Here is a 14,388-nt window from a genome sequence, read left to right as displayed (position 1 = left end):
ACCATATTCATCAAAAAAAGTTCCGGGGAGTCCATTTTTTTGCAACTCCCCAGAAGCTATTTTCTTATGACTCGGTTTGTACCGGCTCTTGCTGTTTTTTCTCCTCACGAGCGATCGCGATTTGACGGTAGCGTTGCATACCAGTTCCAGCAGGAACCAACTTCCCGATGATGACATTCTCTTTCAGGCCGAGCAATTCGTCGCGTTTCCCTTTGATTGCTGCATCTGTCAGGACACGAGTTGTCTCCTGGAACGATGCTGCAGATAGGAATGATTCCGTTTCAAGTGAAGCTTTCGTGATCCCGAGGATGACTGGACGGCTTGTTGCCGGCAGTTCACCTTCAAGCACTGCTTTCGCATTCGCTTCAGTGAATTGATGGATATCAAGTAGTGCACCCGGCAATAGATCCGTGTCGCCCGCTTCGATAACGCGGACTTTGCGGAACATTTGACGAACCATTACTTCGACGTGTTTGTCCCCGATTTCTACCCCTTGCATCCGGTATACTTTCTGGACTTCTTTCAACAAGTACTCCTGGACAGCCTGCACATCTTTCACTTGCAGAAGCTGCTTCGGATCGATCGAACCATCGGTCAATACTTCCCCACGCAAAATCGTGTCGCCTTCTTGCACTTTCAAACGTGCGTTGTATGGCCCCAAATATTTGCGTGTTTCGACATCGCCCTGGATCGTCACTTCTTTTTGGCCTTCCCGAATTTCGTCGATGTGTGTAATCGTACCGGAAATTTCCGTGATGACCGCTTGACCTTTCGGGTTACGGGATTCGAAGATTTCCTGGATACGAGGAAGACCTTGTGTAATATCGTCCCCTGCTACACCACCTGTGTGGAATGTACGCATCGTCAACTGTGTACCTGGTTCACCGATGGACTGGGCTGCGATAATACCGACCGCTTCCCCAACTTCCACTTCGTCGCCTGTCGCCAAGTTGATCCCGTAACATTTCTTACACACGCCGTGTTTCGCATTACAAGTAAAGGCTGAACGGATCGTCACTTCCTGGATACCAGCTTCGACAACTTTACGAGCTAGGTCCTGTGTGATCAATTCGTCTTTTGCAACCATGACTTCTTTTGTTTCCGGATGACGGATCGTTTTCTTCACATGGCGTCCAACGATACGCTCTTCCAGCTCTTCAATGACTTCCGAGCCTTCCATCAATGCGCCGACTTTCAGGCCGCGGTCCGTTCCACAATCGTTTTCGCGGACGATTGCATCCTGGGCTACGTCTACAAGACGGCGAGTCAAGTAACCGGAGTCAGCTGTTTTCAATGCCGTATCCGCGAGACCTTTACGGGCACCGTGCGTAGAGATGAAGTACTCGAGTACCGTCAGACCTTCACGGAAGGAAGATTTGATCGGAAGTTCGATGATGCGTCCAGCCGGGTTGGCCATCAGCCCCCGCATCCCTGCAAGCTGCGTAAAGTTCGATGCGTTACCACGGGCACCGGAGTCACTCATCATGAAGATCGGGTTCAAGCGATCCAATGACGCCATCAATTTTTCCTGGATGACATCTTTGGCAGCACTCCAGTGTGAGATGACGCGGGAATAACGTTCTTCCTCTGTAATCAAACCACGGCGGAACTGCTTCGTGACTTTATCCACCTTCGCTTGCGCTTCGGAAAGAATTTCTCCTTTATCCGGCAAGACGACGATGTCCGAGACTCCAACCGTAATACCGGCTTGAGTAGAATATTTGAATCCGAGGCTCTTCATACGGTCAAGCATGCGTGACGTTTCCGTGATGTGGAAACGCTTGAACACTTCCGCGATGATTTCCCCAAGGATTTTCTTCTTGAACGGTGTAACAAGTTCCGCTTCTGCGATATGTTTCCGGACATCGACTGTAGCTGCTACGAAATACTTCGAAGGCGTCTCTACCTGCAAGTTGTAATCCGTTGGTTCGTTGATGTAAGGGAACGATTCTGGCAAGATCTCGTTGAAGATGATCTTCCCGACAGTCGTCAAAAGCATTAATTTGTTTTGTTCTTCTGTAAACGTCTGGTTCTTCACCGAGCTCGCTTTGATCGCGATACGCGTGTGGAGGTGGACGTGTCCAGTTTGGTAAGCAAGGACCACTTCTTCAGGGCTTGAGAAAATCGCACCCTCTCCAGTAGCACCTTCGCGCTCCAGTGTCAGGTAATAGTTACCTAGAACCATATCCTGGGACGGTGTAACAACCGGCTTTCCATCTTTCGGGTTCAGGATGTTCTGTGCTGCAAGCATGAGCAGGCGGGCTTCCGCTTGTGCTTCTGCTGACAGTGGAACGTGGACAGCCATCTGGTCACCATCGAAGTCAGCGTTGTATGCCGTACATACGAGTGGGTGAAGACGGATTGCCTTTCCTTCAACCAAAGTTGGTTCGAAAGCTTGGATACCAAGTCTGTGAAGCGTCGGGGCACGGTTCAATAGGACCGGATGCTCCTTGATGACATCTTCAAGAACGTCCCATACTTCCGGATGCAGTCGTTCGATTTTGCGCTTCGCACTCTTGATGTTATGCGCCAAACCTCTTTCGACCAGTTCTTTCATGACGAACGGCTTGAATAGTTCAATCGCCATTCCTTTCGGAAGACCACATTGATACATCTTCAAGTTCGGTCCGACAACGATTACTGAACGGCCCGAGTAGTCGACACGCTTACCAAGAAGGTTCTGACGGAAACGCCCCTGTTTCCCTTTCAGCATATGCGAAAGTGATTTCAATGGACGATTACCCGGTCCAGTTACAGGACGGCCACGACGACCATTATCAATCAATGCGTCGACCGCTTCTTGTAGCATCCGCTTCTCGTTCTGAACGATGATGCTCGGAGCACCAAGGTCCAAGAGACGTTTCAGACGGTTGTTCCGGTTGATGACACGACGATACAGATCGTTCAGGTCGGACGTTGCAAAACGACCACCATCCAGCTGTACCATCGGGCGAAGCTCCGGCGGGATGACAGGAAGAACGTCAAGGATCATCCAGTCCGGACGGTTGCCGGAGTTACGGAACGATTCAACGACTTCAAGACGTTTGATCGCACGTGTGCGGCGCTGGCCTTGAGCAGTCTTCAATTCTTCTTTCAACGTTTCGGTTTCGCGTTCCAAATCGATTTCAGTGAGCAGACGCTTGATTGCTTCTGCACCCATCGCCGCTTGGAATTTCTTGCCGAACTTGTCGCGGTATGCGCGATATTCCTTCTCGGACAACAATTGCTTCTTCTCAAGTGGCGTATCAGCAGGATCGATCACGACATACGACGCGAAGTAGATCACTTCTTCCAATGAGCGTGGAGACATGTCCAAGATGAGACCCATACGGCTCGGGATCCCTTTGAAATACCAAATGTGGGAAACCGGTGCTGCTAGTTCAATATGGCCCATACGCTCACGGCGGACTTTCGAACGAGTGACTTCAACGCCACAACGGTCACAGACGACACCCTTATAACGGACGCGCTTGTACTTACCACAGTGACATTCCCAGTCTTTCGTAGGTCCGAAAATACGTTCACAGAACAACCCGTCTTTCTCGGGCTTCAATGTACGGTAGTTAATTGTTTCTGGTTTCTTGACTTCCCCGTAGGACCAAGAGCGGATTTTGTCAGGTGACGCTAAACCGATCTTCATGTACTCAAAATTATTCACATCTATCAAGGAGCCTACCTCCCTTTTGTCTCGAGTTTCTTTCATGACTTAATGAATGAAGAACGGGCGGACGGCTAGGCCACCCCTCTCCACATATCCATTAATCGACTGTTCCAACCGGTGCTTCTTTGTTCTCTATATTCGGCGTGATGTTGAGAGCATCTGCAGGTTGCAGATCTTCTTCCTCGTCGAGGTCACGCAATTCAATTTCTTCGTCATCGATTGTCAGCATTTTGACGTCCATACCGAGACTCTGAAGTTCTTTGATCAATACTTTGAACGATTCCGGTACGCTTGGTTCTGGTACGCTCTCGCCTTTGACGATGGCTTCATACGTCTTCACGCGTCCGACCACGTCATCGGATTTGACTGTCAGGATTTCCTGAAGTGTATGAGCTGCTCCGTACGCTTCAAGTGCCCAAACTTCCATCTCCCCGAAACGCTGTCCACCGAACTGGGCTTTACCGCCAAGTGGCTGCTGCGTAACAAGTGAGTATGGCCCAGTCGAGCGGGCGTGCAATTTATCGTCGACCATGTGCGCCAGTTTGATCATGTACATGATCCCGACAGATACACGGTTATCGAACGCTTCACCGGAACGGCCATCATAAAGGATCGTCTTTCCGTCACGCGGCATGCCTGCTTCTTCCATCGTTTCCCACACATCTTCTTCGTTCGCGCCATCGAATACCGATGAGGCCATATGAAGACCGAGTGCGCGGGCTGCCATACCAAGGTGCAACTCAAGCACCTGACCGATGTTCATCCGCGATGGTACACCAAGCGGATTCAACATGATGTCGACTGGTGTGCCGTCCGGCATGAATGGCATATCTTCTTCCGGAAGGATCCGGGAGATAACCCCCTTGTTTCCGTGACGGCCGGCCATCTTGTCACCAACGGAAATTTTCCGTTTTTGAACAATATAGACGCGTACCAGCTGGTTGACGCCTGGAGACAATTCGTCTCCGTCTTCGCGGTTGAAGATCTTCACGTCAAGGACGATACCGCCTGCTCCGTGGGGTACACGTAGGGACGTATCGCGAACTTCACGTGCCTTCTCACCGAAGATTGCGTGTAGAAGACGTTCTTCCGCAGTCAGTTCTGTAACGCCCTTAGGTGTCACTTTCCCGACTAGGATGTCGCCATCTTTTACTTCCGCACCAACACGGATGATCCCACGGTCGTCAAGGTTGCGCAGTGCATCCTCACCGATGTTCGGAATATCACGTGTGATTTCTTCAGGGCCCAGCTTCGTATCGCGGGCATCTGATTCGTACTCTTCGATATGGACAGATGTATACACATCGTCTTTCACGAGGCGTTCACTCATGATGATGGCATCCTCATAGTTAAAGCCATCCCACGTCATGAATGCGACGAGTACGTTGCGTCCAAGTGCCATCTCCCCTTTTTCCATGGAAGGGCCGTCAGCAAGGATATCGCGGCGTTTGACGCGGTCCCCTACTTTGACGATCGGGCGCTGGTTATAGCTCGTTCCTTGGTTGGAACGAATGAATTTTTGGAGTCGGTAAGTCGAAAGATCGCCCTTCACTTCTTTGCCGTCCACTTCTTCGATCGTGCGGACTTTGATTTCCTTCGCTTCAACCGATTCGACGATCCCCGGCTGTTTCGCGATCACTGCAGCACCTGAATCGCGCGCTGCGAGATGCTCCATGCCAGTTCCGACGAACGGAGCTTCAGGGTTCAACAACGGAACTGCTTGACGTTGCATGTTCGCTCCCATGAGGGCACGGTTGGAGTCATCGTTTTCCAAGAATGGAATACAAGCTGTCGCAACCGATACGACCTGCTTAGGTGAAACGTCCATGTAGTCAATGCGCTCGCGTTTAAGCAATGTGTTCTCCCCGCGGAAACGTCCAACGACTTCTTCCTCTACGAAAGAGCCATCTTCTGCAAGCTGAGAGTTCGCCTGTGCGACGACGTAGTTGTCTTCTTCATCGGCTGTCAAATAGTCGATCTGCTCTGTCACGCGGCCCGTTTCCGGATCGACACGGCGGTAAGGCGTCTCGATAAAGCCGAATTTATTCACTTTCGCAAATGTTGAAAGCGTGTTGATCAGCCCAATGTTCGGACCTTCAGGCGTCTCGATCGGACACATCCGCCCGTAATGGGAGTAGTGAACGTCACGCACTTCGAAGCCGGCACGTTCCCGTGTCAAACCACCAGGCCCGAGCGCAGATAGACGACGTTTGTGCGTCAATTCCGCTAGCGGGTTGGTCTGGTCCATGAACTGGGACAGCTGCGAGCTACCGAAGAACTCTTTGATCGATGCAATAACCGGACGGATATTGATCAATTGCTGTGGAACGATCGATTGTGTGTCGTTGATTGACATACGCTCGCGCACCACACGCTCCATACGGGACAAACCGATACGGAACTGGTTCTGCAGGAGTTCCCCGACAGAACGTAGACGACGGTTTCCAAGGTGATCGATATCATCCGTGTTGCCGACACCGTACAGCAAGTTGAAGAAGTAGCTGATAGAAGAAATGATGTCAGCAGGCGTTACGTTTTTGATTGCATCTTCCACGTAAGCGTTGCTGATGACCGTGATCTCTTTCTGCTCTTCGTCATTCGGCGCATAGATTTTGACAGACTGCAACGTCACGTCATCTTCCAGCACGCCTCCTGCGTGTGAAACCGTATGGAAGCCAACGCCATTTTCCAAGTAAGGAATCAAGCGGTCAAGGATGCGGCGGTCAATCACCATTCCTTGTTCTACAAGAATTTCGCCTGTTTCAGGATCAGCCAATGTTTCAGCGATCGTTTGGTTGAAGAGACGGTTCTTGATGTGAAGCTTCTTGTTCATTTTGTAACGTCCGACATTCGCCAGGTCATAGCGTTTCGGATCGAAGAAGCGTGAGTAAAGCAAGCTTTTCGCGCTCTCGACTGTCGGCGGCTCACCAGGACGCAAACGCTCATAGATTTCAAGAAGCGCTTTTTCGGTGTTTTCCGTATTGTCTTTTTCCAATGTATTTTGAAGGTATTCGTTATCACCGATCAGATCGATGATTTCTTGGTCGGTGCCGAATCCAAGCGCACGCAAAAGGACCGTGACAGGAAGCTTCCGTGTCCGATCGATCCGTACATAGACAATATCCTTAGCATCTGTTTCATATTCGAGCCATGCTCCCCGGTTCGGGATCACAGTCGCGCCGAAACCACGCTTACCGTTCTTGTCTGTCTTGTCGTGGAAATAAACGCTTGGTGAACGCACCAACTGTGAAACGATTACACGTTCAGCTCCGTTGATGACGAATGTTCCTGTCTCTGTCATGAGTGGGAAATCCCCCATGAACACATCTTGCTCTTTTACTTCATCTGTTTCCTTGTTGTGCAGGCGCACTTTTACGCGGAGTGGCGCTGCATACGTGACGTCACGCTCTTTTGATTCATCCACTGGATATTTCGGGTCAGCGAGGCTGTAATCAACAAACTCGAGTGACAAATTTCCTGTGAAGTCTTCGATCGGCGAGATATCCCGGAACATTTCGCGCAAGCCTTCTTCGAGGAACCATTCATATGATGCAGATTGAATTTCAATCAGGTCCGGAAGATCCAGAACTTCGCTGATTCTCGAAAAACTTCTGCGTTGACGATGTTGACCGTACTGAACTAGTTGACCTACCAACTTATTCACCCCTCAATAAAACATTTATAAGCCTTTCCGATTCTCAACGATTGGTGTATGATATCGAAAAGGCAAAAAGAAAACGAGTCTAGATGATTAGCTCATTTTCGGTTACCATATAAACAGTGTCGTCATGCACTGCCCGAAAAAAGGGCAAACGACCTCAAAATAATAAATTTTGCATTTTATTATAATACCACAGCGTTTTTGTCAAGTCAAACTTTTCTAGCCTCAAAAATAAAGTAGCCCTTTTTCTTGTCCGCAGTCCGGCAATTGCCGAATAATGCTTCTAATTTCTGTTCTGTCGACGGCGCTCCTTGCTTTTTTTGGATGACGACCCATAGGGAGCCTCCAGCTGCTAGCTTATCAAACGCCTGTTCATAAAAACGGAACACCGTGTCTTTTCCGGCACGGATCGGCGGATTCGTCAAGATCGCGGCGAAATCGTCTTCGACGACGGATCCAAGGCCATCACTTTCATAAATGCTTACATTGCCGACATCATTCTTGTCGGCATTTTTCTTTGCCAATTCAAGTGCCCGCGTGTTGACATCCACCATGTGGACCATCTTCTTGGGGAATTCCTTGGCAATCGCGAGACCGATCGGACCATAGCCACAGCCGACATCCAGAATCGGACCCGGAACAACTGATGCTTCGAACGCCTCGATCAATACGCGCGAACCGAAGTCCACTTCATTCTTGCTGAAGACGCCTGCATCCGTTTGGAACCGGAGCTTCTCACCTCGTAAGGTGAACGTCCATTCTTGGGGATTGCTTTTGATTTGGGGTTGTTTCGAGTAATAATGTTCTGTCATTCCAAATGCCTCCTCGTCTTCCGCTTGTTTCTGCACTCGCCATTCTCCGGCAGCACATCACCAACGAAGCTTCTTCCTATCCAAAACAAGAGACTATGTACTTGAAGCGGGGAATTTCTCATCTCGCTGCTCCTTGCAGTTTCAAAATGAATAAACAAAAAGCCCGTCGATGATACTGACGAGCTCCTTTGTTTGTTCAAAAGTGAACAGAAATTATTTAACTTCTACAGAAGCGCCTACTTCTTCAAGTTTGCCTTTGATTTCTTCAGCTTCGTCTTTAGAAACGCCTTCTTTAAGAGCTTTAGGAGCTTCGTCAACTAGGCCTTTCGCTTCTTTAAGACCAAGACCAGTGATTTCGCGAACCACTTTGATTACTTTGATCTTCTGATCGCCAGCAGATGCTAGGATTACTTCGAATTCAGTCTGCTCTTCAGCAGCACCAGCACCAGCGCCAGCAGCAGCAGCTACAGGAGCAGCAGCAGTTACGCCAAATTCTTCTTCGATTGCTTTAACTAGGTCGTTAAGTTGAAGAACTGTCATTTCTTTGATTGCATCTAAGATTTGTTCTTGTGTCATGATATTTTCCTCCTATAAGTTAGGTAATTTTTTTGTTCGTTCAGGCGATTATTAAGCGCCTTGTTCTTCCTTGCTGTCCGCGACTGCTTTTGTAGTAGCAGCGAAGTTGCGGATTGGTGCTTGAAGAACGCTGAGAAGCATAGACAATAGACCTTCGCGTGATGGAAGTTCTGCTAGTGCTTTCACTTCGTCGCTTGAAGCAACTTTTCCTTCGATGACTCCAGCTTTGATTTCCAAAGCTTCGTTCGTTTTCGCGAAGTTGTTGATGATTCGCGCTGGAGCGATGACGTCTTCATTAGAGAATGCGATTGCATTCGGTCCAGTGAAGTGTTCGTTGATCGCTTCAAGACCATGCATTTCAGTCGCACGGCGAGTCATTGTATTTTTGTATACTTTGAACTCGACTCCTGCTTCACGAAGTTGTTTACGCAGTTCCGTTAGCTGAGCAACGTTCAATCCGCGGTAATCAACAACGACAACTGAAGCTGCTGCTCCGAATTTGTCAGCAATCACTTGAACAACGTCCTGTTTACGTTCAATTGCTTTTGTAGACATGTAGGCACCTCCTGTAGTTTTTCACTTATACCGTACGGCACATAAAAAGCCTCTATATCTTTACAGACATAGAGGCATAAAAGTCAGGATCATCGATGAAGATGCATCTGAATTCACTCATGTCCTCGGCAGGGATCGTTTAAGCGCATAGCGCCCCTGCTGTCTGCGGTACAAATGGATATTTCACAACTCAGCTATCATAGCAGAGCCGTTTTCGTTTGTCAACGAATTATTTAGCAACCTCAACGCTAGAAGCGTCGATTTTGATTGCAGGTCCCATCGTAGTTGTAACGTTCAACGATTTCACGTAAGTTCCTTTAGAAGCTGAAGGCTTCGCTTTTTGGATTACGTCATAGATTGCAGCAAGGTTTTCAACCAACTGCTCTTCGCCGAATGAAACTTTTCCGATTGGTGCGTGGATGATACCAGCTTTGTCAGCACGGTATTCAACTTTACCAGCTTTGATTTCTTGAACAGCTTTCGTTACGTCGAAAGTAACTGTGCCTGTTTTCGGGTTCGGCATCAAGCCTTTAGGTCCCAAAACGCGTCCAAGTTTACCTACTTCACCCATCATGTCAGGTGTTGCAACGATCACGTCGAAGTCAAACCATCCTTGTTGGATTTTTTGGATGTATTCTGCGTCGCCAACGAAGTCAGCGCCAGCAGCTTCTGCTTCTTTCAATTTATCGCCTTTAGCGAAAACCAAAACGCTTTGAGTTTTACCAGTGCCGTTTGGAAGTACTACTGCCCCACGGATTTGCTGGTCGTTCTTACGCGTGTCGATTCCAAGACGGAAAGCAACCTCTACAGTTGCGTCGAAGTTTACAGTGCTTGTTTGCTTAGCAAGAGCGATCGCTTCTTGAGCGTCATACAATTTTGTACGGTCGACCAATTTTGCTGCCTCTTGCAACTTTTTACCTGTTTTAGCCATTTGAAATGTCCTCCTTGTTGTGGTCGAGCGGTTTGAACCTCCCACGATTAAAGGCTGCGCACTTCTTGAGGAAGACACGCAACCCATCCAAAAACAACTTCTAAATTAGTCTTCGATTGTGATTCCCATGCTGCGTGCAGTACCTTCAACCATCATCATAGCAGCTTCAACTGAAGCAGCGTTTAGATCTGGCATTTTAGTTTCTGCGATTTCGCGCACTTGATCACGTTTAACTGTTGCAACTTTATTACGGTTCGGCTCACCTGAACCAGACTCGATACCAGCAGCTTTCTTCAATAGAACTGCAGCTGGCGGAGTTTTTGTAATGAATGTAAATGAACGGTCTTCAAATACAGAAATTTCAACCGGAATAATCAAACCTGCTTGCTCAGCAGTACGTGCGTTAAACTCTTTACAGAATCCCATGATGTTTACGCCCGCTTGACCCAATGCCGGTCCTACCGGTGGCGCTGGATTAGCTTTAGCTGCAGGGATTTGCAATTTAACAACCTTGATCACTTTTTTAGCCACGAAACACACCTCCTTAAGTCCGTGATGTGGTAATAGGGTTTCCCCTCCCACTCAATATCTGTCTGTCAACAATGTTGATAGAATTAGCTTAAATGTTCAGAGTATCTAGAGACATTCTGACCTATGAAATAATATCATTTCCCGCGTAAAATAGCAAGCGTCTTTTAGACTTTTTGAACCTGGCCGAAATCAAGCTCCAATTTCGTCTCGCGTCCGAACATGTCGATCGACACTTTGACCTTGCCTTTCGTGTCGTCCGTTTCTTCCACTTTCCCTTGGAAGTTCGCGAACGGCCCTTCCATCACTTCGACGACATCGCCGACTGCGTAGTCGATTTCGACTTTGCGATCGGACAGTCCCATCTGCTTCAAGATGAATTCTGCTTCTTCTTCAAGTAGCGGTGTCGGCTTCGCCCCTCCACCTGATGAACCGATGAATCCTGTAACACCCGGCGTGTTGCGGACTACATACCAAGATTCGTCTGTCATGATCAATTCGACAAGGACATACCCTGGGAATGTTTTTCTCATGACTGTGCGTTTTTTGCCATCCTTGAAATCGACCTCTTCGTCTTCCGGTACCATGACGCGGAAGATCTTGTCTTGCATGCCCATCGTTTCGACACGCTTCTCAAGGTTCGCCTTTACTTTGTTCTCATATCCGGAATATGTGTGGACTACGTACCAATTTTTTTCCATAGACTGGCGGACTTGAGTCCATTCCTCCTTTTTGAGCAAATGAAAAAACCCGTTCGCTTTGACTGACGGGCTATATCATATGCGGTATTTTTGTTTACAGCTCACTTACAGTTCCAAGAACCAACGGAACAATTCGGAAATACCTGTGTCGACCAATGCAAAGAACAGAGCCATAAAGACGACAGTTGAAAGAACAACGACTGTGTACTTTGTAAGTTCTTTTCGTTTTGGCCAGCTGACTTTTCTCATTTCCGAAATAACATTTTTAAAGAAATCGCCTATCTTCCCCATCGTCTCTAAAACCTCCGAATTTCTAAATCACTAGAATTCCTTGACAGTAACCGTCTCAAATCGTTTGTTTGTGTACGGTGTGCGCGTTGCAATGCGCACAGAATTTTTTCAGTCCCAAACGTGTCGTCTGATCCGATTTGGCTGGAACCGTATAATTACGGGAGGCACATTCAGTGCAGCCCAAAACTATTTTTTTCGTCATATTGTCACCCTATTCGAGCTTTTTCAAGATTATCACCTAATATCCGGCATGTCAACCACGCGTCACATGATCTCGATGCCTTCCGTCTGCAGATGGCGCTCGAGTTTTCGCTTGACACGCTGCAAGGCATTATCGATCGACTTGACATGACGTTGCAGTTTGTCGGATATTTCCTGATATGTCTGGCCCTCCAAATAAAGGACGAGCACTTCTCTTTCCAGTTCGCTCAGTACTTCTTCCATTTTCTCTTCCAGGAACGACAGTTGCTCCTGATTGACCATCAGATCTTGTGGATCTTCGACCGTCGTGCTCGTCAAGATATCAAGCAGCGTCCGTTCCGATTCCTCGTCATACACCGGCTTGTCCAGTGAGACGTATGAGTTGAGCGGGATGTGCTTCTGACGCGTAGCGGTCTTGATCGCGGTGATGATCTGGCGGATGATGCAAAGCTCGGCAAACCCACGGAACGAGGATAGCTTGTCGCTCCGGTAATCCCGTATCGCTTTGTACAGCCCGATCATGCCTTCTTGGATGATGTCTTCCTTGTCCGCTCCGACGAGAAAATACGAACGTGCCTTCAAGCGGACAAATGGGCGGAACTTCGTGATCAAGTAATCCAATGCTTCCGTATTCCCTGCATGGACCAAGCTGACAAGCTCCTCGTCTGCCAGTGCTGTAAACTGCTGCGGTTGAACTTGGTTCTTCTTTGGCATGGGTTTTTCCCTCCGGTCACTTGGAGCTCAATACACACAGTATACAGGAAGCCATTTTTTGGCGTCAACCGCTCATTGCTTTCCACGGCGCCATTTTTCGAAAATTTCTGCCACTTCGTCGGAAAAGCGAATTTTCGAGAACGATTTTTGCGTCTGAGTCTCTTTCACTGCGATGGTGATTTTCTTCTGAATTTCTTTGACCTCGATCTCCAGCTCCCTAGCGGAGATGCGAAGTGCACCTTTCGCGAAGATGACCCATTGCTCGGTCAGGTCGGAAGTCGCGACATGTACTTGATCCCGGCGATTGCCAAGCGCCACCGCAAGCTTCTCGATCCGTTCGTCCGCCGTTTCCTTCTCACGGGTGAATACGACTTCTACGTTGTTGAATTTGTTTTTACTTTCAATACCGGGAACGAGATGGGCATCGAAGACGACGATGACTCGCCACCCCTTGTAGCTTTGGTATTCGGCCATCCGGGCGATCAGCTGATCTCGTGCACCTGCAAAATCATGTTTCTTCAGCTCCCGCAGATCCGGCCAATCACCGATGATGTTATAACCATCCACCAACAGAATCTCCATAACTCAACCTAACGGATTGCGCTTGCGGTACACTTCATAAAGAAGCAGGCTCGCAGCAACTGATGCATTCAAGGACGTCACGTGTCCAACCATTGGCAGCTTATAAAGGAAGTCACATTTTTCCCGAAGGATTCTGCTCATGCCCTTTCCTTCGCTTCCAATAATGACCGTAAGCGGCAAGTTCGCATCCATCTGACGGTAATCCGCTGCTTCTTTCGCATCCGTTCCTGCAATCCAAACTCCGCGTTTCTTCAATTCATCAACCGTCTGGGACAAGTTATTGACCCGGACAACCGGCACGTGCTCGATAGCTCCTGTCGACGCCTTCGCAACGACCGCTGTCAGCCCGACCGCGCGGCGTTTCGGGATGATGACACCATGTGCCCCCATCGCATCCGCTGTACGCAAGATCGAGCCCAGATTATGCGGATCTTCCAGTTCATCTAAAATAATGAAAAGAGGATCTTGTTCTTTAGCAGCAGCCACGTCGAACAGCTCATCTAGCTCCGCATAACGGTAAGCTGCGACAGCTGCGGCGATGCCTTGGTGGTTCGAATCAGTCAAACCATCAATTTTCTTTTTCGGAACGAACTGGACGATGACACCTTGCTCTTTCGCCAGCTTCAACAATTCCGTCACCCCTGTTTTCTGAATCCCTTCCGCGAGCCAGATTTTGTTGATGTCGCGTCCGGCACGCAGTGCTTCCAATACAGGGTTCTTACCTCCAATAATCTCAGGAGTTGTCTCTTCACTCATGATTGAATCCCTCCTTTGCTTTCTTCCGCGATTTGAATCGCATAATCGACCATTTCCTTCAGTCGTTCATCTTGGCGTTTCAAATATAACCAGCCGACAACCGCTTCAAAGGCCGAGCTGAAATTATATGTCTGGACATCGGTGTTTTTCGGGACAGACCCTGACTTGGCATTGCGGCCACGGCGCATGATCGCAAGTTCCGTTTCCGTCAAGAAGCCCTCTTCCGTCATCCGCTTCAAAATCATCGCCTGTGATTTCGCCGAAACGAAATGAGTCGCCTGCCGGTGCAGGATATTCGGTTTGACCCGTCCCGAACAAATCAAGTGCCTGCGCACTGCCTGCTCGAAGACCGCATCCCCCATATAAGCGAGTGCCAACGCATTCAATTGGTCAACGTCGCTCGGTCGCATATCTTCCAT

Annotated in this window: 14 protein-coding genes and 1 other annotated feature; all 14 genes read right to left on the bottom strand. The window is 48.7% G+C overall.

Annotation, left to right across the window (positions count from 1 at the left end; translation table 11 throughout):
* Positions 1-64: 64 nt before the first annotated feature.
* Entirely contained in the window at positions 65-3,667 is a 3,603-nt protein-coding gene (rpoC, locus tag GIW82_RS14355; protein WP_154750646.1) for a DNA-directed RNA polymerase subunit beta', read from the bottom strand.
* A 91-nt stretch (positions 3,668-3,758) separates the two neighbouring features.
* Positions 3,759-7,316, bottom strand: coding sequence for a DNA-directed RNA polymerase subunit beta (rpoB, locus tag GIW82_RS14350; RefSeq protein WP_154750645.1), 3,558 nt, complete (start codon positions 7,314-7,316; stop codon positions 3,759-3,761).
* 215 nt (positions 7,317-7,531) lie between these two features.
* Positions 7,532-8,134, bottom strand: a complete 603-nt coding sequence (locus GIW82_RS14345; RefSeq protein ID WP_154750644.1) for a class I SAM-dependent methyltransferase — start codon at positions 8,132-8,134, stop codon at positions 7,532-7,534.
* Positions 8,135-8,347: 213 nt separating this feature from the next.
* Positions 8,348-8,710, bottom strand: a complete 363-nt coding sequence (gene rplL, locus GIW82_RS14340; protein ID WP_154750643.1) for a 50S ribosomal protein L7/L12 — start codon at positions 8,708-8,710, stop codon at positions 8,348-8,350.
* Between the two features lie 51 nt (positions 8,711-8,761).
* Positions 8,762-9,265, bottom strand: a complete 504-nt coding sequence (gene rplJ, locus GIW82_RS14335; protein ID WP_154750642.1) for a 50S ribosomal protein L10 — start codon at positions 9,263-9,265, stop codon at positions 8,762-8,764.
* A 34-nt stretch (positions 9,266-9,299) separates the two neighbouring features.
* Positions 9,300-9,452: a sequence feature (ribosomal protein L10 leader region), on the bottom strand.
* A 42-nt stretch (positions 9,453-9,494) separates the two neighbouring features.
* Positions 9,495-10,196 (bottom strand): 50S ribosomal protein L1, encoded by a 702-nt coding sequence (rplA, locus tag GIW82_RS14330; RefSeq protein WP_154750641.1) that lies wholly within the window; start codon positions 10,194-10,196, stop codon positions 9,495-9,497.
* A gap of 105 nt (positions 10,197-10,301) precedes the next feature.
* Positions 10,302-10,727, bottom strand: coding sequence for a 50S ribosomal protein L11 (gene rplK, locus GIW82_RS14325; RefSeq protein WP_148039027.1), 426 nt, complete (start codon positions 10,725-10,727; stop codon positions 10,302-10,304).
* A 164-nt stretch (positions 10,728-10,891) separates the two neighbouring features.
* Entirely contained in the window at positions 10,892-11,425 is a 534-nt protein-coding gene (nusG, locus tag GIW82_RS14320; protein WP_154750640.1) for a transcription termination/antitermination protein NusG, read from the bottom strand.
* Between the two features lie 105 nt (positions 11,426-11,530).
* Positions 11,531-11,716, bottom strand: a complete 186-nt coding sequence (secE, locus tag GIW82_RS14315) for a preprotein translocase subunit SecE (protein WP_154750639.1) — start codon at positions 11,714-11,716, stop codon at positions 11,531-11,533.
* Between the two features lie 55 nt (positions 11,717-11,771).
* Positions 11,772-11,918: a 50S ribosomal protein L33 gene (gene rpmG / locus GIW82_RS14310; RefSeq protein WP_154750638.1), complete on the bottom strand. Its 147-nt coding sequence runs from the start codon at positions 11,916-11,918 to the stop codon at positions 11,772-11,774.
* Positions 11,919-11,980: 62 nt separating this feature from the next.
* Positions 11,981-12,631, bottom strand: a complete 651-nt coding sequence (sigH, locus tag GIW82_RS14305) for an RNA polymerase sporulation sigma factor SigH (RefSeq protein WP_154750637.1) — start codon at positions 12,629-12,631, stop codon at positions 11,981-11,983.
* 72 nt (positions 12,632-12,703) lie between these two features.
* The gene (locus GIW82_RS14300) at positions 12,704-13,213 is read right to left on the bottom strand and encodes an NYN domain-containing protein (protein ID WP_154750636.1); all 510 of its coding nucleotides are present in this window, start codon (positions 13,211-13,213) and stop codon (positions 12,704-12,706) included.
* 3 nt (positions 13,214-13,216) lie between these two features.
* A complete protein-coding gene (gene rlmB, locus GIW82_RS14295) occupies positions 13,217-13,969 on the bottom strand; it encodes a 23S rRNA (guanosine(2251)-2'-O)-methyltransferase RlmB (protein WP_154750635.1) in 753 nt (250 codons plus the stop codon).
* A complete protein-coding gene (locus GIW82_RS14290) occupies positions 13,966-14,388 on the bottom strand; it encodes a Mini-ribonuclease 3 (RefSeq protein ID WP_154750634.1) in 423 nt (140 codons plus the stop codon). The genes rlmB and GIW82_RS14290 overlap by 4 nt, the downstream gene beginning before the upstream one ends.

Origin of the sequence: Planomicrobium sp. YIM 101495 (genome assembly GCF_009707665.1) — a bacterium.
Lineage (GTDB): Bacteria > Bacillota > Bacilli > Bacillales_A > Planococcaceae > Planococcus.
The sequence above is the reverse complement of the archived record's forward strand: the minus strand, read 5'-3'. Positions and strand labels throughout refer to the sequence as shown.